The organism is Nocardia inohanensis NBRC 100128 (assembly GCF_001612945.1).
Taxonomy (GTDB): Bacteria; Actinomycetota; Actinomycetes; order Mycobacteriales; family Mycobacteriaceae; genus Nocardia; species Nocardia inohanensis.
In genome coordinates, this window is sequence record NZ_BDBK01000001.1 from 112,518 (window position 1) to 132,729 (window position 20,212).

21 protein-coding genes are annotated in these 20,212 nt (G+C 69.1%); 15 read left to right on the top strand and 6 right to left on the bottom strand.

What is annotated here, in order from left to right; translation table 11 throughout:
• Positions 1–2 precede the first annotated feature (2 nt).
• Entirely contained in the window at positions 3–2,261 is a 2,259-nt protein-coding gene (locus NI1_RS00510) for a serine/threonine-protein kinase (RefSeq protein WP_084522427.1), read from the bottom strand.
• Positions 2,262–2,333: 72 nt separating this feature from the next.
• Positions 2,334–3,035, bottom strand: a complete 702-nt coding sequence (locus NI1_RS00515; protein ID WP_067813011.1) for an SDR family NAD(P)-dependent oxidoreductase — start codon at positions 3,033–3,035, stop codon at positions 2,334–2,336.
• 106 nt (positions 3,036–3,141) lie between these two features.
• Between NI1_RS00515 and NI1_RS00520 the strand changes: the two genes are divergently transcribed.
• A complete protein-coding gene (locus tag NI1_RS00520; protein ID WP_067814949.1) occupies positions 3,142–3,975 on the top strand; it encodes a helix-turn-helix domain-containing protein in 834 nt (277 codons plus the stop codon).
• 6 nt (positions 3,976–3,981) lie between these two features.
• Here NI1_RS00520 and NI1_RS00525 read toward each other — a convergent pair whose 3' ends face one another.
• Together NI1_RS00525 and NI1_RS00530 are read right to left on the bottom strand one after the other, a co-directional pair.
• The gene (locus tag NI1_RS00525; protein WP_067813012.1) at positions 3,982–4,269 is read right to left on the bottom strand and encodes a YciI family protein; all 288 of its coding nucleotides are present in this window, start codon (positions 4,267–4,269) and stop codon (positions 3,982–3,984) included.
• A 38-nt stretch (positions 4,270–4,307) separates the two neighbouring features.
• The gene (locus tag NI1_RS00530) at positions 4,308–4,850 is read right to left on the bottom strand and encodes an amino-acid N-acetyltransferase (protein WP_084522428.1); all 543 of its coding nucleotides are present in this window, start codon (positions 4,848–4,850) and stop codon (positions 4,308–4,310) included.
• A gap of 75 nt (positions 4,851–4,925) precedes the next feature.
• On the opposite strand from NI1_RS00530, the gene pgsA reads away from it, so the two are divergent.
• From pgsA to NI1_RS00595, 14 genes are all read left to right on the top strand, one after another.
• Complete coding sequence (gene pgsA, locus NI1_RS00535) at positions 4,926–5,675, top strand: CDP-diacylglycerol--glycerol-3-phosphate 3-phosphatidyltransferase (protein WP_245663009.1); 750 nt, start codon at positions 4,926–4,928, stop codon at positions 5,673–5,675.
• Between the two features lie 19 nt (positions 5,676–5,694).
• On the top strand, positions 5,695–6,225 hold the full coding sequence (locus tag NI1_RS00540) for a CinA family protein (protein WP_067814952.1): 531 nt from the start codon (positions 5,695–5,697) through the stop codon (positions 6,223–6,225).
• Between the two features lie 82 nt (positions 6,226–6,307).
• Complete coding sequence (locus NI1_RS00545) at positions 6,308–6,730, top strand: helix-turn-helix domain-containing protein (protein WP_067813016.1); 423 nt, start codon at positions 6,308–6,310, stop codon at positions 6,728–6,730.
• Between the two features lie 191 nt (positions 6,731–6,921).
• On the top strand, positions 6,922–7,749 hold the full coding sequence (gene pspA / locus NI1_RS00550; protein WP_067706618.1) for a phage shock protein PspA: 828 nt from the start codon (positions 6,922–6,924) through the stop codon (positions 7,747–7,749).
• A 266-nt stretch (positions 7,750–8,015) separates the two neighbouring features.
• On the top strand, positions 8,016–9,110 hold the full coding sequence (pspM, locus tag NI1_RS00555; RefSeq protein ID WP_245663011.1) for a phage shock envelope stress response protein PspM: 1,095 nt from the start codon (positions 8,016–8,018) through the stop codon (positions 9,108–9,110).
• Positions 9,111–9,543: 433 nt separating this feature from the next.
• A complete protein-coding gene (locus tag NI1_RS38405; protein WP_169815511.1) occupies positions 9,544–9,717 on the top strand; it encodes a hypothetical protein in 174 nt (57 codons plus the stop codon).
• Positions 9,718–9,851: 134 nt separating this feature from the next.
• On the top strand, positions 9,852–10,802 hold the full coding sequence (locus NI1_RS00560; protein WP_067813020.1) for an NADP-dependent oxidoreductase: 951 nt from the start codon (positions 9,852–9,854) through the stop codon (positions 10,800–10,802).
• A 120-nt stretch (positions 10,803–10,922) separates the two neighbouring features.
• On the top strand, positions 10,923–12,086 hold the full coding sequence (locus NI1_RS00565) for a sugar ABC transporter substrate-binding protein (protein ID WP_084522620.1): 1,164 nt from the start codon (positions 10,923–10,925) through the stop codon (positions 12,084–12,086).
• Between the two features lie 11 nt (positions 12,087–12,097).
• Complete coding sequence (locus NI1_RS00570; protein ID WP_067813027.1) at positions 12,098–12,871, top strand: ATP-binding cassette domain-containing protein; 774 nt, start codon at positions 12,098–12,100, stop codon at positions 12,869–12,871.
• 191 nt (positions 12,872–13,062) lie between these two features.
• A complete protein-coding gene (locus tag NI1_RS00575; protein WP_067813029.1) occupies positions 13,063–14,445 on the top strand; it encodes a sugar ABC transporter permease in 1,383 nt (460 codons plus the stop codon).
• A 45-nt stretch (positions 14,446–14,490) separates the two neighbouring features.
• On the top strand, positions 14,491–15,642 hold the full coding sequence (locus tag NI1_RS00580) for an ROK family transcriptional regulator (RefSeq protein WP_067813030.1): 1,152 nt from the start codon (positions 14,491–14,493) through the stop codon (positions 15,640–15,642).
• Positions 15,643–15,691: 49 nt separating this feature from the next.
• Positions 15,692–16,405 carry a PIG-L deacetylase family protein gene (locus NI1_RS00585; protein ID WP_067814955.1) on the top strand — a complete coding sequence of 238 codons (714 nt, stop codon included), beginning with the start codon at positions 15,692–15,694 and terminating at the stop codon, positions 16,403–16,405.
• A gap of 219 nt (positions 16,406–16,624) precedes the next feature.
• Positions 16,625–17,788: a glycosyltransferase gene (locus tag NI1_RS00590; RefSeq protein ID WP_067813031.1), complete on the top strand. Its 1,164-nt coding sequence runs from the start codon at positions 16,625–16,627 to the stop codon at positions 17,786–17,788.
• Positions 17,789–17,881: 93 nt separating this feature from the next.
• Positions 17,882–18,073, top strand: a complete 192-nt coding sequence (locus NI1_RS00595; protein ID WP_067814963.1) for a DUF3046 domain-containing protein — start codon at positions 17,882–17,884, stop codon at positions 18,071–18,073.
• A gap of 1 nt (position 18,074) precedes the next feature.
• Here the strand turns inward: NI1_RS00595 and NI1_RS00600 are convergent, their stop codons facing one another.
• Complete coding sequence (locus tag NI1_RS00600) at positions 18,075–18,587, bottom strand: CGNR zinc finger domain-containing protein (RefSeq protein ID WP_067813033.1); 513 nt, start codon at positions 18,585–18,587, stop codon at positions 18,075–18,077.
• 159 nt (positions 18,588–18,746) lie between these two features.
• Positions 18,747–20,153 carry an MFS transporter gene (locus NI1_RS00605; protein WP_067813035.1) on the bottom strand — a complete coding sequence of 469 codons (1,407 nt, stop codon included), beginning with the start codon at positions 20,151–20,153 and terminating at the stop codon, positions 18,747–18,749.
• Between the last annotated feature and the right edge of the window lie 59 nt (positions 20,154–20,212).

Sequence of the window (20,212 nt, forward strand, 5' to 3'; positions counted from 1 at the left end):
GGTCACTCGCCGGGCAGCCACGCCGCCCGCACACCGCGCGGGACCCGCCCGTTCGGTCCGGCCGAGATCATCGTCCAGCGCAGTGCCGCCAGATCGGCTTGCAGAATGCGGTACAACCCGAACGACGCCGCGAACACGATCGCGCCGATGGCTGTCAGCGCCAGCACCGCGCCGATCACCCGGTGCAGATCCTCCTGATTCAGGAAGATCGCACCGGCGACCGCGGCCAACGGCGGAATCAGCGCCGCCGCCAGCAGCTTCCGGGTCGCACGCCGCGACAGGGCGGCCAGCTGCTCGGCGTCGGAGTCGCGGCTGGTCCCGTACAGCAGCAGCCCGGGGTAGTACCAGCGGACGACATGGAACGTGACGAGGAAATAGGGGAAGATCGCCGCCACCAGCCCGCTCACCAGATGCGAGGCGAAAATATCGGCCAGCAGCAGCGGCGGCAGCTCGCCGAGCACCAGGACCGCGCCACCCATCGGCAGCAGCGCCAGCGCCCAGCCGATCACCACGAGCATCGCGATCTGATCGCCGCAGCGCAATGTCAGTGCGCGCGTACGGTTCACCCGCGCCGGGTCGTAGCGGATCCCCCTGCGCATACCGCGCGGCACGATGATCACATCCCGCGCGAAATACAGGATGAGCGTGGTGAACACCGCCTGGAGGATGCTGCCGGCGGCGAACGCGAACGGCATGTAGACGCGCTGCTGCTCGCCGGTCATATGGGCGTTCAGCAAGGTCTGATTGTGCGCGTACAGGTACAGCACCGCCAGCAGCTGCCCGGCCACGATCGCCGCGCTCGCGATCGGCAAGAGCGCCAAGCGTTCCCGCGCACTGCCGGGCGGCGGATCGACCAGATCACGCGCCCGCGGATCCAGGCACAGCTCGAACTGCTGGACCAGCTCCGCGCTGCTCGCCCACCGATCCTCGCGATGCGGCGCCAGGCAGGTGCGCAGGATGCGGCGCAGGGTCGCGGGACAGTCCGGCGGCAGCTCGGCGAAGGCTTCGGCATCGAGCCCCTGATGCCGTCGCCGCAGCATGCCGTCGAGCGAGTTGGCGGTATCGCCGGCGGTGATCTCGTCGGCGAAAGGTCTATGGCCGGTGAGCAATTCCCACAGCAGCACGCCCAGGGCGTAGATATCGCTGCGCTGATCCAATTCCTCGGCCTGCTCGGGCAGATGCGGATGGCAGGCCGCCAATTGCTCGGGCGACATGTAGGCCAGTGAACCGCCGAAATACGCGATCGGGCTGACCCCCGCGATGTGATTGCTGAACCCGACATTGAAGTCGGCCAGTTTCGGCACGCCCTCGGCGGTCAGCAGCACGTTCGCGGGCTTGATATCCCGGTGCAGGATGCCGTGGCGAGCCGAATAGTCCAGCGCGTCGGCCAGCCCGCGCCCCAGCCAGGCCACGGTCTCGGGCCAGGACAGGGCGGCCAGCTCGGCACGCACCCCCGTATCGGCCGGGTGCACGCCCTTCTCGCCCAGCACCTCGTCGATCGCGGCCAGCAGCGTGCGCCCGTCCCGCCGTTCCGGCGGAGTGTCCGAGCATTGCCGCAGCACATCCAGCAGCGTCCCGCCCGCCACGTACTCCATGTACATGAGCTTGAGGTCGCGGTCCGCCAGCAGCCGCATGTCGTACACCCGCACGATATGCGGGTGATCGAGCTGGGCCAGGATCTGCGGTTCGACGCCGTGATTGTGTGAGATCTTCAGCGCGACCAGGCGTTCCATCGATCGCTGCCGGGCCAGGAACACGCGCGCGAAGGCCCCGGAACCCAGCATCAGCAGAAGTTCGAAGTCGTCGACGTGCTCCCCGGCCGCCAGCTGCTCCAGTTCCCCGAAGGCCCGGGGTTGCGAGATCAGGGTGCTGCGATAGTGGCCGGTGGCGAGATCGATCCGGATCGATTCCTCGTACTGCGCCGCATCGACGGTCACCCCGCTGTGCAGCAGGCAGTAGTACTCCTCGTACAGCAGATCCGGCGGCAGTGAAATCTCTTGCAGCTCAGGAAATTCCGTGACATAGGCGGAGAGGCGTTTGACCTCGCCCGTCCGCCGCCAGCGATGCTGCAAATCCACCTTGATCAGCTCGATCAGCACCGCGGTGCGCAACTCCGCCGTCTCCGGCAGGAACGCCGCCGGATCCGGGGGTTCGATACCCGTCTCCCACGCCTCCGCGTACCGCGCCACGGCGACGGCCAGCCCGGCTCGCGCGCTCAGAACCCCCTGGTCCGCGCGTTCCGGAGCCTGTCGCCGTGCCACTGTTCGCCCTCCCCTCGTGGGTGGAGTCCATGGTAGGAGCCCGGCGACCGAATAGCGGCGGTTTCCGATCGGCTACCAGGGCAGCGGACCGGCGGCCGCGAAGTATCCGCCGGTCGGACCGTCCTTCGGCACTTGGGCCAGGCGCACGATGATCTCCGCGCCCTCCTCGACGGTCTGCCGCCCGGCATGGGCGTTGAGGTCGGTCGCGGTGTAGCCGGGCTCGACCGCGTTGATCCGCATATCCGGCAGCGCCTTCGCGTACTGCACAGTGGTCCGGTTGACCGCGGTCTTCGAGGCGGGATAGGTCAGCCCGGGGTAGGCGTGCGCATTGGTGCCCGCGGTGGTGCTGAGCGTCAGCGAGGCCAGTGAACTGCTGACGTTCACGATGACCGGGGCGGGGGACCGCCGCAGCAGGGGCAGGAAGGCATGGGTGACGCGGACGACGCCGAAGACGTTGGTGTCGAAGACCGTTCGCATCATCTCGGCGGTGATATCGGAGATGTCCACCGCGCCATTGCCTTCCACATCGATACCGGCATTGTTGACCAGCACGTCGAGACCGCCTTGCGCCGCAACGAGCTTCGCCGCCGACTGGACCGAGGCGTCGTCGGTGACATCCAGCCGCACCGAGCGCACGCCGAGCCGTTCGGCGGCGACACGGCCACGTTCGGCATCGCGGCTGCCGATATAGACGGTGTGCCCGGCCTCGGCCAGCCGCCGCGCGGTTTCGAATCCCAGGCCCTTGTTCGCGCCGGTGATGAGTGTCGTCGTCATGACCTCAGATTCACGCCGGGCGAGGGGATCAACCAGTCGACTGATCTTCCTGGGACCGCCGATACCAGGAAGCGGGGGCCGACGCCGCGCGGGCAGAATGAAACCCATGGCGACCTCGGAATTCGGAATCGCGCTGCGGCGCTGGCGTGATCAAGCCTCGCCCGGCGATTCCGGAGTAGCGGCGGGCGGTCCGCGGCGGGCGCCCGGCCTGCGGCGGGAGGAATTGGCGCTGCTGGCGGGCATCTCGGTGGATTACGTGACCAGGCTCGAGCAGGGCCGGGCCGCCAATCCGTCGGCGCAGGTGGTCGAGGCGCTGGCGCGGGCATTGCGGCTGACCACCGACGAGCGCGCGCGGCTGTACCGGCTCGCGGGATTGGCATTGCCCGAGCCCGGGACCGTGCCCTCGGAGATCCCGGCCGCCGTACAGCGCATGCTCGATCACCTGGTCGGCATCCCGGTCGCGGTATTCGACGCGTCCTGGACTCTGCTCCAGGCGAATTCGTCCTGCGCGGCGCTGCTGGGGGATCTGCCGAGCTGGCAGGGGAACGCGCGCAATCGCGTCTGGCGGCACTTCGTCGCCCCCGGCTCCGTCGGCCGCTACACCGCGGAAACCCTGGTCGACCTCGAGACCGCTCTCGTCTCGGACCTGCGCGCGAGCGAACTGCGCTACCCCGCCGACCGGCGACTACGGCAGCTCATCGCGGATCTGCGCGCCGAGAGCACCCGCTTCGCCGAATTGTGGGAGGCCGATGCGGTCGCCGGCTACGAGATCACCGTCAAGACCATCGATCACCCGATCGCGGGCGAGTTGACCCTGGACTGCGCGGTGCTCATGGTCGCCGGCTGCGACCTGCGCATCATGATCGATACCGCCGAGCCGGGCAGTGCGGACGCCGAACGCCTCGCACGGCTCACCGCACTCGGAACCACGGTCGGCTGACCGGGCTCACTCCTCGGAGAAGGTCCCCATCACCGGCAGCCATTCGACCACGCGCTTGTCCTCGATCAGCCCGAGCTGCGCGAACGGATCCTCCGGCAGCAGCTTCTCGACCGTCTCGATGTTCTCGGCGCGGAACAGGATGAGCGCGCCGGTGCCGTCGGTGTAGGGACCGCTGGTCAGGATGGTGCCCTCGTCGACGAGATTATTGAGGAAGGCGCGATGGGCCGGACGGTTCTCCTGACGAGCCGGGAAGGTCTCGTGGGTGTAGGTGTAATGGACGGCGAAGATCGGCACGATGCGAACTTTCTGATCGATGGGGTGATGCGAAGTGGTCAGAGCGTCAACAGCATTCGAGTATTCCCGAGGGTGTTGGGCTTGACGTAGCTCAGATCCAGGAACTCCGCGATACCGGTGTCGTAGGAGCGGCACATCTCGGCGTAGACCTCGGCGGTCACCGGCGTGCCCTCGATCTCCACGAAACCGTGCCGGGAGAAGAAATCGACCTCGAAGGTGAGCACGAACAGCCGCTTCAACTCCAGTTCGCGCGCGACCGCGACCAGCTGCTCCACGATCAGGCGGCCCGCGCCGGTGCCCTTGATCTCCGGATGCACCGCGACGGTGCGCACCTCGCCGAGGTCGGCCCACAGCACGTGCAGCGCACCGCAACCGACCAGCACGCCGTCCTTCTCCGCGACCCAGAACTCCTGCACCGCCTCGTAGAGGGTGACCAGGTTCTTCTCCAGCAGGATCTTGCCGGCGTAGATGTCGATGAGGTGCTTGATCTGGGGCACATCCGAGGTTCGCGCGCGGCGCACGAGCGGCTGTGCCGTCGTCTCGCCGTCCGCTGAACCGCTGTGAGGTGCCCGTGTTGTCATGGGGTGCACAGTAGTCGGCCCCGGTACCGATAGGCTTGGTGGTGTGTCGTACATCCAGTCCCCTCGCATGCCGGAATGGTCCGGGAACCATGGCCGGTGCCGCGGCCGGTGGGGGCGCTGGTGACGGTGCAGCGTGACGAGGTGGAGGGTCGCTGGGCCGATGCCGGTCCGAGCGGATCGGAGTTCGCGCCGGGGACGAGCGCCGAGCAGACCCATCGGGTCGAATCGGCCCTGCTGCATCAGGTCGAACCGGCGGCGGTGCCGCTGATGAACATCGCCAATGTGCTCACCGTGCTGCGCATTCTGATCGTCCCCATCTTCCTGATGGCGTTGTTCGCCGGCGGCGGGCACGATCCGGGGTGGCGCTGGGGCGCGGCCGCGCTGTTCGGCATCGCCGCCATCACCGATCGCATCGACGGTCAGCTGGCCCGGAAATACGGTCTGGTCACCGATTTCGGCAAGCTGATGGATCCGATCGCGGACAAGGCGCTGATCGGGGCCGCGCTGATCGGGCTGTCCATGCTCGGCGATCTGCCGTGGTGGATCACCCTGGTCATCATCGCCCGCGAACTGGGCGTGACGCTGCTGCGGCTGGCCGTGGTGCGCCGGGGCGTGATCCCGGCCGGGCGCGGCGGCAAGCTCAAGACCCTGGTGCAATCGGTGGCGATCGCCGCGCTGTTGCTGCCGCTCTCCGGCGGATTCGCCACGGCCGGAATGGCATTGATGTACGTGGCGGTGGTGCTGACCGTCGGCACCGGGCTGGACTATGTCGGCCAGGCCGCCCGGCTGTGGTTCGGTTCGCCGGGTGGGCGCCGTGCCGCCTGAACAGGTCCCCGCCCCGCACATGGCGACCGCACCGGACGCCAGGCAGCTACCTGTTCACCGTGACCCGCTCATCGACGATGTGCCCGAAGTGGCGGATCTGGTCGCCGCGCTGAAGGCCGCGGGCCAGACCGTCGCCACCGCCGAATCGCTGACCGCCGGGCTGCTGGCCGCGACCATCGCGGGAATTCCGGGGGCGAGCGCGGTGTTGCGGGGTGGACTGATCGTCTACGCCACCGACTTGAAAAGCACCCTCGCCGATGTGAGTGCGGACACGCTGACCAGCGACGGAGCGGTGGCCCCGAGTACCGCCGAACAACTGGCGGTGGGTGCCCGCAATCGCTGCGGCGCGGACTGGGGATTGGGACTCACCGGCGTGGCCGGACCCGAACCTCAGGACGAACGCCCGGTCGGCACGGTATTTCTGGGTATAGCCGGACCCGAGGGCACCGAGGTGATCCGGTTGAAACTGTCGGGAGACCGGTGGACGATCAGGGTGAGTGCGGTCCGTGCCGCGGTCACCGAGCTCGTCCGGGGAATTCGGGGCGGGTGAGCAGGCCGGGAACGCGCGGCCGACGCCGGACGTTGTCGTGGCAGACGCTGGGTCCGGCGAGACGAAGTGTGAGGAGAACGAGATGACGCTGCTGCGAGAAGCGATCGGTGAAAGTCTGCGGCGCGCTCGGGTCGCCCAGAGCCGGACCCTGCGTGAGGTCTCCACCTCGGCACGCGTGAGTCTGGGATACCTGTCCGAGGTGGAACGAGGCCGCAAGGAAGCCTCCAGCGAACTGCTGGCCGCCATCTGCCAGGCCCTGGACGTCCCGCTGGCGCAGGTGCTGTTCGACGTGAGCGCGGCCATGGCCGATGCCGACCGCAAGGCGAATGCCGCTGCGGCCAAGGCGAGTACGCCCGCCGTCGCGGCGCTGGCCACCGCCGGTGCGGGGGCCACCCCGAAGGGCGGGGACGGTGACCTGGCACGGGCCGGCGATGCGGCTTTCGGGCCCCGCATCGTCATTCCGGCGCCCAAGTCGGACCGGCTGGTGCTGGTGGCTGCCAAGTGAGCGCTGTGCGGTGGAGCCGAAAGGGATAAATTCTCTGTAGGCTTCGTGCCGGAGACGTCGTGCAGCCGCAAGGTCTCCGGCACGGCTGCTGAGCAACAGTTGGACCAGGACAACAGGGATGCGTGAGGGTCGCGCATCATGTCGCGCACCACGACGGGGCGTGGCACGTCACATGGAGGCGGGATCAATCGATGGCTAATCCGTTCGTCAAGGCCTGGAAGTACATGATGGCCCTCTTCGATTCCAAGATCGAAGAGCACGCGGATCCGAAGGTGCAGATCCAGCAGGCCATCGAGGAGGCCCAGCGCCAGCACCAGGCCCTGTCGCAGCAGGCCGCATCGGTCATCGGCAACCAGCGGCAGCTGGAGATGAAGCTGAACCGCCAGCTGGACGAGGTCGAGAAGCTCAATGCCAATGCGCGCCAGGCGGTCATGCTGGCCGACCAGGCCGCCGGCGCCGGCGACACCGAGAAGGCGATCCAGTACACCAATGCCGCCGAGGCTTTCGCCGCGCAGCTGGTCACCGCCGAGCAGGCCGTCGAGGACCTGAAGGTGCTGCACGACCAGTCGCTGCAAGCCGCCGCGCAGGCCAAGAAGGCCGTCGAGCAGAACGCCATGCTGTTGCAGCAGAAGGTCGCCGAGCGCACCAAGCTGCTCTCCCAGCTGGAGCAGGCCAAGATGCAGGAGCAGGTCTCGGCCTCCCTCCAGCAGATGGACTCCACCCTCTCGGCCCCCGGCACCACCCCCAGCCTGGACGCGGTGCGCGAGAAGATCGAACGCCGTTACGCCAACGCGCTCGGCGCCGCCGAACTCGCCCAGAACTCGGTGCAGGGCCGCATGATGGAAGTCCAGCAGGCCAGCATCCAGATGGCCGGCCACAGCCGCCTCGAGCAGATCCGCGCCTCCATGCGCGGCGACACCCTGCCCGCCGCCGGTAACCAGCAGCAGCTGAACCAGGGCCAGACCGCCGCCAACCCGGCCCAGCCCCAGTTCGACAAGGGCCAGGCCGCCCAGCAGTAGATCTCGGCAGTTTCTCGAAAGGCGTTGCACTGATGGGGAGATCGCGGGCCGACAACGACCCCGCGGTCTCCCGTGCGCGTTTCCGCCGCAAACCCCCCGCCGAAGCGCAACGCCCCGAGCCGATCCCCGGCTTCCCCTACCCGTTCCCACCGCAGCCCGGAACCGATACCGCCGCAACCGCTCCCGCACCCCTTCCGCACCCCGCAGGCAATTCGGGAACCCCGCCCCCCGGCTTTTCTGTCGTACCCCCGCGCGATACTGCCCGCATGCCCGCGGACCCGACCCGCCAGCCGAACCCCACCGAGCCGCTCCACAACCCGGCCAATCCCACCGAGCCGCTCCGGAATCCAGCCGACCCCGCCGAGCCGCTCCTGAACCCGCAGCACCTCACCGCACGGGCCCGGCGACCGGTGAACCGAGCCGAGCCGGTGCCGGGCCAGCCCCGGCGCCCGCGTCAGTCAACCGAGCCGGGGTGGACCGAGGCGGCGCGAAAGCCGCAGGCTTCGAAGGCATCTCAGGCCGGCAAGCGGGGGCGGGCTACACAGGCGGTGCGGGAGATGCTGGCGCCCACCGGAGTCGAGCCGGAGGAATTGGCGCGGCGGGTGCCGGACACCTTGCGCGAGGTGGGCGAGCAAGCGCTGGTGGCCGTGCGTAAGTGGGCCGATCCGCGGGAGCGGGAGTTGCGCAAGCGGCGGCGGACACGGCGGCGAAGCCTGCGACTCGGGACCGCGGGCGGCCTGACCACCGCCGGAACCGTTGGGCTGGTGCTGATCTCGGCCCCCGCGTGGGCGGTGATCGTGGTCGGTGGCGGCGCGGTGGCGCTGGTTACCGGGACCGCGGTGACGGCCAAGCGCTACCTACAGCTACGCAAGGAACCCTTGCCGCAGGCGTCGTTCGCGCCCCGGAAATTGCCGCCGCTACGGTCGGCCGCGCGAGCCTCCATCGCGCGCTTGGTGCGCGCCGAACGCGCCTTGCACGGCCTCGGCGATCAGATCGCCAGATCGGGCAGGCTGCCCGAGGACGACCTGAACGACACCCTCGAAACGGCGGCGTCCGGCGCGGCCGCACTGCACGCGCTGGCGGCCGACATGGTCGCCATGGAGCGTGCCGCAGGCGCACTGGGCTCCCGCGACTCGATCCTGATCGGTCACGTCGAAGCCGTAGCCACCCGCCTGGACGGCGGCGTAGCCGAGTTCGAAGGCATGGTCGCCGCTGCCGCCCGCGTCCTCGCGGTCCCCGAAAGCGCCGCCATCGCAGACGATCTCGGCTGGGCCATGATCCACCTCCGCGACGCCGCCGACCGCCTCGACGGCTGGGCACAGGCCCTGACCGACCTCGCCGACAACCGCTTCCGCCCCTGAACCCCAACCCCCATAGGCATTTTCAAGATCAGTGTCACATCACTGCGGCGACACGCCGACAACCCCCACACTCATGTGCCACTCAACCCCGGCGACCTTCGTTGAAAGGCGACGACGGCCGGAACGACGCCGGTAGGCGAGGTGACGGCAGCGGGCTGGGGGACCACAGCCGGGTACGGCAGGCGAGGTGACCCCACTGTCTAGTCGGGCTCTGCCCGCCCGGGCCAGGCAATTCGACGCAGTCTCGTTCGGGGCCAGGGAGTTGAGGGCAGTTCCCTCAGGGGCGCAGGGCAGCCCGGAGCGGCCCCTCAGGGTCTACCCTGAACTTTCCCGGATATCGGTGCTGACCTGGTGATTTCCTGGGCGTGACCGGTCAGGATGGTAAGTGTCGGATCGGGCGAACGCCGGTTCGGGAACCTTCGGGAGGATTGACATGCTGTGGAAGATCATCGGCGTCGTTGCGGTCGTCTGGATCGCGCTGGCGATCATCGGCGCACTGATCAAGGGTCTGTTCCCGATCCTGGTCATCAGCGCCATCGTCTTCGGTCTGTACCTGCTGTACAAGGCGCTGTCCGGCTCGGACAAGTCGCCGATCAGCAAGCTGTAGCGCACGCCGCGCGACCGTACGGAAGAGCTCGGGCCGCCCACTCGAAGGTGGGGGTGCCCGGGCTTTTTGCGGTGCGGCCGAAACCGGTGCGGCGGGCCGGGAATCGGATCGGAGCCCGGTATGTTGTCGGCGCTATGGCTACTGCTGTTGTCGCCACCTCCTACGGTGGCCCGGAAGTGTTGTCCCTGATCGAGGTCGAGGTGCCCGAACCCGGCCCGGGTCAGGTCACCGTCGAGGTACGGGCGGCGGGCGTGAACCCGTTCGACTACAAGCGCTACAGCGGCGCGTTCGGCACCGACCCGAACGCCCTGCCGATCCGGCTCGGACTGGAGTTCTCGGGTGTGGTGACCGCCGTCGGTCCCGATGCCGAGGGCCCGGCGGGGCCGGTGCGCGTCGGCGACGAGGTGATCGGCCGCGCCGAGGGCGGCTACGCGACCGCGATCACGCTCCCGGCCGCGCGCACCGTGCCCAAACCGGCCGAGTTGAGCTGGGAAGTGGCGTCCGGCCTGCTCAGCACCGGCGGCACCGCGGTGCATCTGCTCGCGGCGACGAGCGTCGGCGCGGGTGACACCGTGCTGGTGCACGGTGCGGCGGGCAGTGTCGGATCGCTGGCCGCGCAACTCGCGGTGGCGCGCGGCGCCCGGGTGATCGGTACGGCTTCGGCGGGACGGCACGAGCGCCTGCGCGGCTACGGAGTGGAGCCGGTCGAGTACGGACCCGGTCTGGCCGATCGCGTTCGGGCCTTGGCGCCCAATGGAATCGACGCCGCCCTCGACACGGTCGGCGGTGACGAGGCCGTGGATGTCTCCCTGGATCTGGTCGCCAACCGCTCCCGGATCGCCTCCATCGTCGCCTTCGGCCGCGCCGACACCGGGATTCGCCTGCTCGGCGGCGGCCCCGGCGCCGATCCGGGCACCGAGATCCGCGGCAATGCCTGGCGCGAACTGGTGCCGCTGGCCGCCGCGGGCAAGCTCGATGTGGTGATCGCGGCGACCTATCCGCTGAGCGAGGTCACCGCCGCGCACGAATTCGTCCGCGACGGCCACGCCGGTGGAAAGGTCGTTCTACTGCCGAAGCGGGCATAAGCGAAGCGAATTCGGTGAATCGTCCCATCCGGGGTGACCGGTTCACATATGTTGTCGGGCACAACATATTGGACGGTGTGCGGCCGCAAGCCGGTGGCCGCCGCTCGAAAGGTCACCCTGATGAGGACGAAAACCCCCTTCACACAGCATGATTCCGCCCGCACCCGGCGCGGCACGCTGTTCGCCGGCTGCGCGCTGGCACTCACCGGCCTGCTGACGCTCAGCGCCTGCGGCTCCAACTCCAGCAATAACGACACACCCGGCACGACCTCCGGTGGGGGAGGCGGGAAGGGCACGGTCGGCGTCATCCTGCCCGAGACCGCCACCTCGGCCCGCTGGGAATCCTTCGACAAGCCCATGCTCCAGGAAGCCCTGCGCGCCGAGGGTTTCGACGCCGACGTGCAGAACGCGCAGGGCGATGTGCAGAAGTTCAGCACCCTCGCCGACGGCATGATCGCCAAGGGGGTGAAGGTGCTGGTCATCGCCTCGATCAACAGCGAGGTGGGCAGCGCCGTCGCGGCCAAGGCGAAGAAGTCCGGCATCCCGACCATCGATTACGACCGGCTCAATCTGGGCGGATCGTCGGACTACTACGTGTCTTTCGACAATGTGAAGGTCGGTGAACTCCAGGGGACGGCGCTGGCCACCGCCCTGAAGGACAAGCCGGCCGCCTCGGTGATCGAGATCGAGGGCGCGCCGACCGACAACAATGCCACGCTGTTCCATCAGGGCCAGCAGAAGATCTTGCAGCCGCTCTACGATTCGGGCGCGCTGAAACTGGTGCGCAGCCAGCCCATCGACGGCTGGGACAACCAGAAGGGCGGCAACACCTTCGAGCAGATCCTGACCGGCAACGGCGGCAAGGTCGACGGTGTGGTGGCCGCCAACGACGGCCTGGCCGGTGCGGTGATCACCGTGCTGAAGAAGAACGGCCTCAACGGCAAGGTGCCGGTCACCGGCCAGGACGCCACCGCCGACGGCCTCAAGGCGGTGCTGCGCGGTGACCAGTACATGACGGTGTTCAAGCCGATCCGCGACGAAGCGCAGGCGGCCGCGAAACTCGCCGGCGCGCTGGCCAAGGGCGACAAGTCCGCCGCGGATGCCTTGGCGCAGGGCGTGAGCCAGGATCCCAAGGGCAAGCGGGACGTGAAATCGGTGCTGCTGCCGCCGCAGACGATCCTGCGCGCCGACGTCAAGACGGTCACCGACGCCGGTTTCGTGAAGGCCGGCGATCTGTGCACGGGCGACGTCAAGACCGCCTGCACCGAGCTCGGCATTTCCTGAGAGGTAGGGCGATGAGCGAGCCGCTGCTGCGCATCACCGGACTGAACAAGAGCTTCGGTCCGGTGCACGTGCTGCACGATGTGGATTTCACCGTGCCCGCCGGGCAGGTCACCGCGCTGGTCGGCGATAATGGCGCGGGCAAGACCACCTTGGTGAAATGTGTTGCCGGAATTCATGATTCGGACTCCGGGGAGGTGCTGTTCCGGGGTGAACCGGCGCACCTGCGCGGGCCGAAGGACGCGGCGGCGCTCGGGATCGAGGTGGTCTACCAGGATCTGGCGCTGGCCGACAACCTCGACATCGTGGCCAATATGTTCCTCGGCCGCGAACGCGGGAAACCGTGGCTGCTGGACGAGGCGAGCATGGAGGAGGCAGCGCGGCGCACCCTGGCCTCGCTCGGGGTGCGCACCGTGAAATCGGTGCGCACACCCGTCGCCGCGCTCTCCGGCGGGCAGCGCCAGACCGTGGCGATCGCCAAAGCCGTGCTCTGGAACAGCAATCTGGTGCTGCTCGACGAACCCACCGCGGCGCTGGGCGTCGCGCAGACCCGCCAGGTCCTGGACCTGGTGCGGCGGCTCGCCGAACAGGGGCTCGGGGTGGTGTTGATCAGCCACAACCTGGCCGACGTGTTCGAGGTCGCCGACCGGATCGCGGTGCTGTACCTGGGGCGCATGGCCGCCGAGGTGCGCACCGCCGACGTGACGCATTCGCAGGTGGTCGAGCTCATCACCGCCGGCCGCTCCGGTGAGCTCGGTCTGGCCCGGCCCGAGGCGGTGGTGTTGTGAGCGAGGACATCACGAGCGGGAAAGGCGCTGAGGTGAAAGACGATTCGCAAGTATCCGGTAGTGCTCCGGCTCCCGATGCGGGTGCGGCTCCGGCCGCGGCGGTTGCCGCCGGTTCGGAACCTGTACCGGGCGATCCGGGGACGTCGGCCCACGCGGACTCGCCGGGCCGGGGTGCGCCCGCGGGATCGGCGGTGGCGGATTTCGGGATCGACACCACGACCTTGTCGACCCGGGAAGCGTTGCGCGACTACGTGATGCGGTTGCGCGGCGGGGAGATCGGGTCGCTGCCCGCCCTGCTCGGACTGGTCGCGCTGGTGGTGCTGTTCTCGGTGCTGTCGGATGTGTTCTTCTCGCTCAACAACATCGCGAATCTGCTCGCCCAGGGCGCGGGGCAGACGATCATCGCCATCGGGATCGTCTACGTGCTGTTGATCGGGGAGATCGATCTGTCGGCGGGGACCGCGTCCGGGGTGGCGGGGGCGGTGCTGGCCATGCATTACGTGAAGGACGGAAACCTGCTGTCGGGCATGGGATCCACGGTGTTCTTCATCTTCAACGCGCTGCTGGTGCTGGGGGCCGTGCTGGCGGCGCTGTTGCGGATCTGGCCCGGGGTGGCGTTGTCGTTGCTCGGGGTGGCGGTGACGCTCATCGGGTTCAAGGCGAATCCGTGGGTGGAGATGCTGCTGGCGGTGTGCGTGGGCGCGGCCATCGGATGCATTACCGGGTTCTTGATCGCCAAGATCGGGATGCCGTCGTTCGTGGTGACGCTGGCCCTGTTCCTGACCTGGCAGGGCGTGATTCTCCAATTGATCGGGGAGGGCGGGGTTTTGGGCATCAGCTCCTCGCACGTACTCGATCAGGTGGCGAACGGCAATCTGTCCACGGTCGGCAGTTGGGTGCTGTGCGTGGTCGCGGCGGGCGGCTACACGGCGGTCACGCTGGGCGGGCATCTGCTGCGGCGCAAGCGCGGGCTGGTCACCTCGCCGACTCCACTGATAGTGGCGAAAGTGGTGGCGCTCAGCGGTTTCGCGATCGTGGTGACGGCGCTGCTCACCGTGAACCGGTCACCGAATTCGCTCATCGAGATCTCCGGCGTCCCGTACGTGGTGCCGATCGTGCTGGCATTGCTGGTGGCGGGCACGTACGTGCTCAACCGCACCACCTACGGCCGCCACATCTACGCGGTCGGCGGCAATATGGAGGCCGCTCGGCGCGCGGGTATCGACGTGACGCGTTTGCGTGCAAGCGTTTTCGTCATCTCCTCGTCCTGTGCGGCGCTCGGTGCGATCGTCTACTCGTCGAAGGTCGGCTCCGTCGATCCGCAGGCGGGCGGGTTGAACACGCTGCTGTTCGCGGTCGGTGCGGCGGTGATCGGCGGTACCTCGCTGTTCGGTGGACGCGGCCGGGTGGCGGACGCGGTGATCGGCGGCGCGGTGCTGGCGGTGGTCTCCAACGGTCTCGGCCTGCTCTCGCAACCGGCGGCCGTGGTGTCCATCGTGACCGGCTTGGTGCTGTTGCTGGCCGCCACGGTCGACGCGCTCTCGAGACGCCGCGCGGCGATTGCGCAATCGTGAGCGCCGCAATGGTATTCCTGAGTCCATGACCGTCCCGCTGCACTCATGACCGTCGCACGTCCGGACGAGGTTCGCCGCTTCAATCGCTCCAGCCTGCTGCGCCTGCTGCACGCGGGCGGCCCTGCCACCCGGGCCGCCCTCGCCACCGAACTGGGCTTGAACCGCTCGACCATCAAAATGCTGGTGGACGGGCTGGCCGAGGCCGGACTGGTGGAGGAGAAGGTGCCGCGCCTGTCCGGCGGCGCGGGCCGCCCCTCGCTGCTGGTGCTGCCCCAGCCCCAGGCCGCGGTGGTGCTGGCGGTGGATGTGCAGGCCGAACACGCCGGTATCGCACTGGTCGGGTTCGGCGGCCAGATCCTGGGCCGCAACAGCTGGAATCTGCACGGCCGCCAACGCGAACCCGAAGAGGTCATCACCCACGTGGCGGAATCGGCGGCCCTGCTGACGGGGGATCTGGGCTTGCGGCCGGTGGCGGTCGGCGTCTCGGTACCCGGCGTGGTGCGGCGTGCCGACGGCCTGGTCCACACCGCCGCCAACCTCAGCTGGGGTGATGTGGCGCTCGGTCAGCGCATGCGCGCCGTGCTCGGCATCCCCGTCGTGGTGGGCAACGATGCCGAATTGGGTGCGCTCGCAGAGCATTTGCGCGGCGCGGGCCAGGGCGCGGCCGATGCCGTCTATGTGACCGCCGATATCGGTGTCGGCGGCGGCCTCATCGCCCAGGGCTCGCCGTTGCGCGGATCCGCCGGTTATCTGGGCGAAGTCGGCCACATGACGGTTCGTCCCGGCGGCCGCCCCTGCCATTGCGGCAATGTCGGCTGCTGGGAAACCGAAGTGGGCCAGGCCGCCCTGAGCCGCGCCCTCGGCCTGCCCGAACACGCGCCGCGCGGTGCGATAGTCGCCGAACTGCGCACCCTCCGAGGCGATTTCAGCCCTCAGCTCGCCGACTACCTCGAATGGGTCACCCTCGGCCTGGTCAATGTCGTCAATATCCTCGGCCCCGAACTGCTGGTCCTGGGCGACCTCTTCGCCGCCCTGCCCGATGCCGCCATCACCCGGATCGCCGACGAGGTCCGCCGCCGCAGCATGGTCAGCCGCGCCCTCGGCGGCATCCGCCTGGAGAAGTCCACCCTCGGCCCCGACCTGAAACTGCTCGGCGCCGCCGAAGCCGCTTTCGAAGACGTCCTCGGCATGCTCTGACCGCCGCCAGGATGGGGTACCGCCGCACCGGGTGGTGTTGAATTCCGGTATGGAGCAGCTCCCCGAGGACTGGCAGCGCGGCTTGATCATCGTCGCGCACCCCGACGACATCGAATACGGCGCGGCCGCCGCGGTAGCCCGCTGGACCCAGCAGGGCAAGGACATTCGCTACCTGCTCGCCACCCGCGGCGAGGCCGGCATCGCCGGAATGCACCCGGCCGAAGCCGCACCACTGCGCGAAGCCGAAGAACTCGCCAGCGCCGAGATCGTCGGCGTCAGCCAGGTCGAATTTCTCGACTACCCCGACGGCCGCATCGAGGAGAGCCTGGCCCTGCGCCGCGACCTCGCCGCCGCCATCCGCCGCCATCGCCCGGAAATGGTGGTGCTCTTCAACTTCGGCGACGTCTGGGCTCGCGGCTACGCCAACAGCGCCGACCACCGCGCCGTCGGCCGCGCCGCCCTGGACGCCGTCTCCGACGCCGGCAACGAATGGATCCACCCCGAACTCGCCGACCTCCCACCCCATTCCCCGCGCTGGGCCGCCGTCTACGGCGTCCCCGACGGCAGCCACGCCGTAGACGTCTCCGCCACCATCGACACCGCCGTCGAATCCCTCACCGCCCACCGCCGCTACCTGGAAGCCCTCAGCGACGAACCCGTCGAATCCCAAGCCCGCGCCGTCATCTCCATGAGCGCAGGCCCGAAGCAAGGCTTCGAAGCCCCCAACGCAATCGCCTTCGAGCTCTACTACTTCAACGGCTGACCGACCCGCCCGCCCCGCATCCCTGAAGGCAACGGCATCAAGTCGCCCGCCGAAGTCGCCGACAGGCGGAGAACGCGACAACTGATCTGGTGAGATGGGGGTAACTCACCGGGTACGCCCAAAATAGTTTCCGCTCCCAACCGCCGGCCCGCATGCCCAACTGGCGACGGCACCTGAGCCGCGCGCTGAAGTCGCGGAGAGGCGGATTAGTGTGGCGGGGTGCGTGTAGCTGTGGTGGCCGGGCCTGATCCGGGACATGCCTTTCCGGCGATCGCGTTGTGCCTGCGGTTTCTTCAGGCGGGCGATGATCCGGTGCTGTTCACCAGTCCGCGCTGGTTCGATGCGGCGCGCGATGCCGGGATCGGGGTGCGGCGGCTGAAGGGGCTGGCTCCGCGCGCCGAGGATGACGATGCCGATGCGGGTGCGCGGATTCATCAACGCGCGGCGCATATTTCGACGGAGATCCTGCCCGATTTGAGCGCTATGCTCCCCGAGTTGGTGGTCTCCGATGTGCTGACCGCCGGTGGCGGGATGGCGGCGGAGCGGCTCGGTGTGCCGTGGGTGGAGCTGTCCCCGCATCCGCTGTATATCCAGTCGAAGGCGTTGCCGCCCATCGGGAGTGGGCTCGCGGCGGGGGAGGGGGTGCGTGGCCGCGCCCGCGATTCCGTACTGCGTGGTCTGTCCGCGCGGGCGGTGCGCCGCGGCGAATTGCAGCGCGAGCAGGCCCGCCTGAGCATCGGTCTCCCCGCCGAGGACCCCGGCCCCACCGCCCGCCTGGTCGCCACCCTGCCCGCCCTCGAAGTCCCGCGCCCGGACTGGCCCGAGAACGCGCACCTGGTCGGCCCGCTGCTCTGGGAGCCCACCGATCACATTCTCGACCTCCCGCCCGGCGACGCCCCCCTCGTCATGGTCGCCCCGTCGACCGCGCACACCGGCGTCACCGGCATGGTCGAACTGGTCCTGGCGGCCCTCGACGGCGCGGACGTCCGAGTGGCCGTCTCCTCCCTCGACACGCCGCCCGCCGACCTTCCGCCCTGGGCCACAGCCGGTTTGGGCCGCCAAGACGAACTGCTCCGCCACACCGACGTGGTGATCGGCGGCGGCGGCCACGGCCTGCTCGCCAAATCCCTGCTGCACGGCGTCCCCATCGTCACCATCCCCGGCGGCGGCGACCAATGGGAGCTGGCGAATCGCGCAGCCCGCCAAGGCAGTTCCCTTTACGTCCGCCCCCTGACCCCCGAAGCGGTTCGCGAGGCGGTAACCCGAATCCTCACCGAGGACTCCTTCACTGCCGCCGCCCGCTCCGCCGCCGCCACCGCCTCGGTAGTCTCCGACCCCATCCAAATCTGCCACGAAGCCCGAACCGCCACCCGCACCAGCTGATCGAGTGGCACACCACCGTGGGGGATTCGGGCATATCCCCTCGGTAATGTGCCACTCGACGGTCGGTACGGCCGGTGGCGTAGGCTCGCGGCCGTGCGATTGACCGTTTTTCAGGAGTTGTTGCATAGCGAGTTCGGTACGGCGCGGGGGGATGCGCTGCTGAGCGATCATGTGTTGCCGTCGATCGGGAAGACGGGGGCGGCGGCTATCGAGGCGGGGGTTGATCCGCGGGATGTGTGGCGGGCCCTGTGCGCGGAATTCGATGTGCCGCAGTCGCGCTGGTAGGTCAGGTGTTGCGCGCGTAGTGGCGGGCCGCCTTGGCGCGGTTGCCGCAGGTGGCCATGGAGTGCCAGCGGCGGGCGCCGTTTTTCGAGGTGTCGTGGAACCAGAGCACGCAGTTGGGGTGCGCGCACTGTTTGATGCGGTCGGGGGCGTCGGCCAGCAGTTTCAGCAGGTCGCCGGCGGCCAGCCAGCCTGGTAGCCATTCGGGGCGCTGGACGTCGGGGGTGTCGGCGGGCCCGGCGGGGGTCAGGGTGCGGCGGATGCGGCCGTGGTCGAGTACGGCATTCAGTTCGTCGATGGATTCGCCGCGGATCGCGCGCAGGATCGCCTCGCGGGCGGTGATCACCGCGCGCAGGGTCCGGTCGTCGGCGGGCAGCTCGAGGTTGTTGTCGGCCAGCCAGGTGGCCAGTCCCTCGGTGCCGGTGAGCAGATCCTGCGGTCCCTCCGCGGATATCCAGCGGGTGTTGAGTAGATCCAGGGCGAGTGGTTCGCCGAGGTGGGGGCGTGGATCGGGCACGCCTGAGGGTAACTGTCGCGGGCTCGGCATCGGCGCCTCACCTCCTCTCTAACCTGGAAAACAAAAATGCTGGTTATATCTTCCCGGCGGGTCGTGCGGGTGACGGCACCGCGAATGCCCGCCGGGGGACAGCTCCTCCGGCGGGCAGTCCGGGCGGCGCTAACCGACCATCGCCGGCCTTTGCGGTGTCTCGTCGGCCCGCGTGCGGGGGCGGCGCAGCAGGGCGAAGGAGGCCAGGCCGAAGGCGATGCCGACCGCGCCCGCCACCATAACGGCGGCGTCGAGGCCGCGCACGAAATCGGGGAGCGGCAGCGGCTGGGACTCACCGGCCACATCGCGGAATACGGTGCCCAGCACCGCGACTCCGAGAGCGATCCCCAGCTGCCGGGCCGTGTTGACCGCACCGGCCGCGACCCCGGACTGCCGCGGTTCGACCGCCGCCATGCCGGTGGAGACCAGGGCCGGGGCATTGACGCCGATGCCGGCGCCGATCACCACGAAGCCGGGAACGATTGCCGCCCAGGAGGATCCGGGGCCGATGAAAGTCAGCAGCACCGAACCCGCGCCGACCACCACCAGGCCCAGGCCGACGGTGAAGGCGGCGGGCACATCGTGCAGGAAGCGACCGGCCAAGCCCGACACCAGGAATGCGGTCAAGGCCATCGGCAGCATGGCCAGGCCCGCGCGCAGCGGTGACAGGTGCAGCTGCTGCTGCAACCACAGCGACAGCAGCGGCGAGGACGCGAAGGCGGCGAAGGTCTGCCCGGAGGCATTGAGCAGGGTGCCGCCGAAGACCCGATTGCGCAGCAGGGCGAGCGGGAACATCGGTGCGGTGCTGCGAGATTCGATCACCACGAAGAGGACGGCGGCCGATGCGCCCGCCGCCAGGGCGGTCAGGGCGCCGGCCTCGCTCCAGCCGTGCTCGCCCGCGCGGATGATGCCGAAGGTGACGCCGGTCGCGGCGGCGGCGAAGGCCAGCATGCCGGGCAGATCCACCCGGCTGCCCGCATGCCGCGGCGAGGCCGGGAACACCAAGGCGGACAAGGTGATCGTCACCGCGGCCAGCGGCAGGTTGACGAAGAAGATCCAGCGCCAGGACAGCAGATCGGTGAGCACGCCGCCGAGCACCGTGCCCAAACCCGCTGCGACCCCGGCGATCGCGCCCCACGCGCCGAACGCCACACCGCGATCGCGGCCGGTGTAGGTGGCGTGCAGCAGTGAGAGCGTGGTCGCGAACATGGCCGCGCCGCCGACGCCCTGCGCGATCCGGGAGATTACGAGAACGCTTGCGTCACCGGCTGTTCCGCAGGCCAGCGAGGCGGCGGTGAAGACCGCCAGCCCGGCCAGGTAGACCGGTTTCGCGCCGACCCGGTCGGCGAGCGAGCCGAGGACCAGCAGCAGCGCCGCCAGCGCGAGGGCGTATCCGTCCACGATCCACTGCAATCCGGACAAGCCGGTGCCGAGATCGCGGGCGATATCGGGCAGCGCGACATTCACGATGGTGACGTCGATGAGCAACATCAGCGTGCCCAGGCACGCGGCGAAGAGGGGGAGCCATTTCCGCACGGGAACCTCCGACAGAGACGAACGATTTCGTCACCAAGCTTCGAACGTGCGGTGGTATC

What these genes read in the sequence shown, in the direction of transcription:
- NI1_RS00570 (WP_067813027.1), top strand. Translation starts at nt 12,098, where the DNA reads ATGAGCGAGCCGCTGCTGCGCATCACCGGACTGAACAAGAGCTTCGGT.
- pspA (WP_067706618.1), top strand. Translation starts at nt 6,922, where the DNA reads ATGGCTAATCCGTTCGTCAAGGCCTGGAAGTACATGATGGCCCTCTTC.
- NI1_RS00560 (WP_067813020.1), top strand. Translation starts at nt 9,852, where the DNA reads ATGGCTACTGCTGTTGTCGCCACCTCCTACGGTGGCCCGGAAGTGTTG.
- NI1_RS00585 (WP_067814955.1), top strand. Translation starts at nt 15,692, where the DNA reads ATGGAGCAGCTCCCCGAGGACTGGCAGCGCGGCTTGATCATCGTCGCG.
- pgsA (WP_245663009.1), top strand. Translation starts at nt 4,926, where the DNA reads ATGGTCCGGGAACCATGGCCGGTGCCGCGGCCGGTGGGGGCGCTGGTG.
- NI1_RS00515 (WP_067813011.1), bottom strand. Translation starts at nt 3,035, where the DNA reads ATGACGACGACACTCATCACCGGCGCGAACAAGGGCCTGGGATTCGAA.
- NI1_RS00580 (WP_067813030.1), top strand. Translation starts at nt 14,491, where the DNA reads ATGACCGTCGCACGTCCGGACGAGGTTCGCCGCTTCAATCGCTCCAGC.
- NI1_RS00520 (WP_067814949.1), top strand. Translation starts at nt 3,142, where the DNA reads ATGGCGACCTCGGAATTCGGAATCGCGCTGCGGCGCTGGCGTGATCAA.
- NI1_RS00540 (WP_067814952.1), top strand. Translation starts at nt 5,695, where the DNA reads ATGGCGACCGCACCGGACGCCAGGCAGCTACCTGTTCACCGTGACCCG.
- NI1_RS00565 (WP_084522620.1), top strand. Translation starts at nt 10,923, where the DNA reads ATGAGGACGAAAACCCCCTTCACACAGCATGATTCCGCCCGCACCCGG.
- pspM (WP_245663011.1), top strand. Translation starts at nt 8,016, where the DNA reads ATGCCCGCGGACCCGACCCGCCAGCCGAACCCCACCGAGCCGCTCCAC.
- NI1_RS38405 (WP_169815511.1), top strand. Translation starts at nt 9,544, where the DNA reads ATGCTGTGGAAGATCATCGGCGTCGTTGCGGTCGTCTGGATCGCGCTG.
- NI1_RS00530 (WP_084522428.1), bottom strand. Translation starts at nt 4,850, where the DNA reads ATGACAACACGGGCACCTCACAGCGGTTCAGCGGACGGCGAGACGACG.
- NI1_RS00545 (WP_067813016.1), top strand. Translation starts at nt 6,308, where the DNA reads ATGACGCTGCTGCGAGAAGCGATCGGTGAAAGTCTGCGGCGCGCTCGG.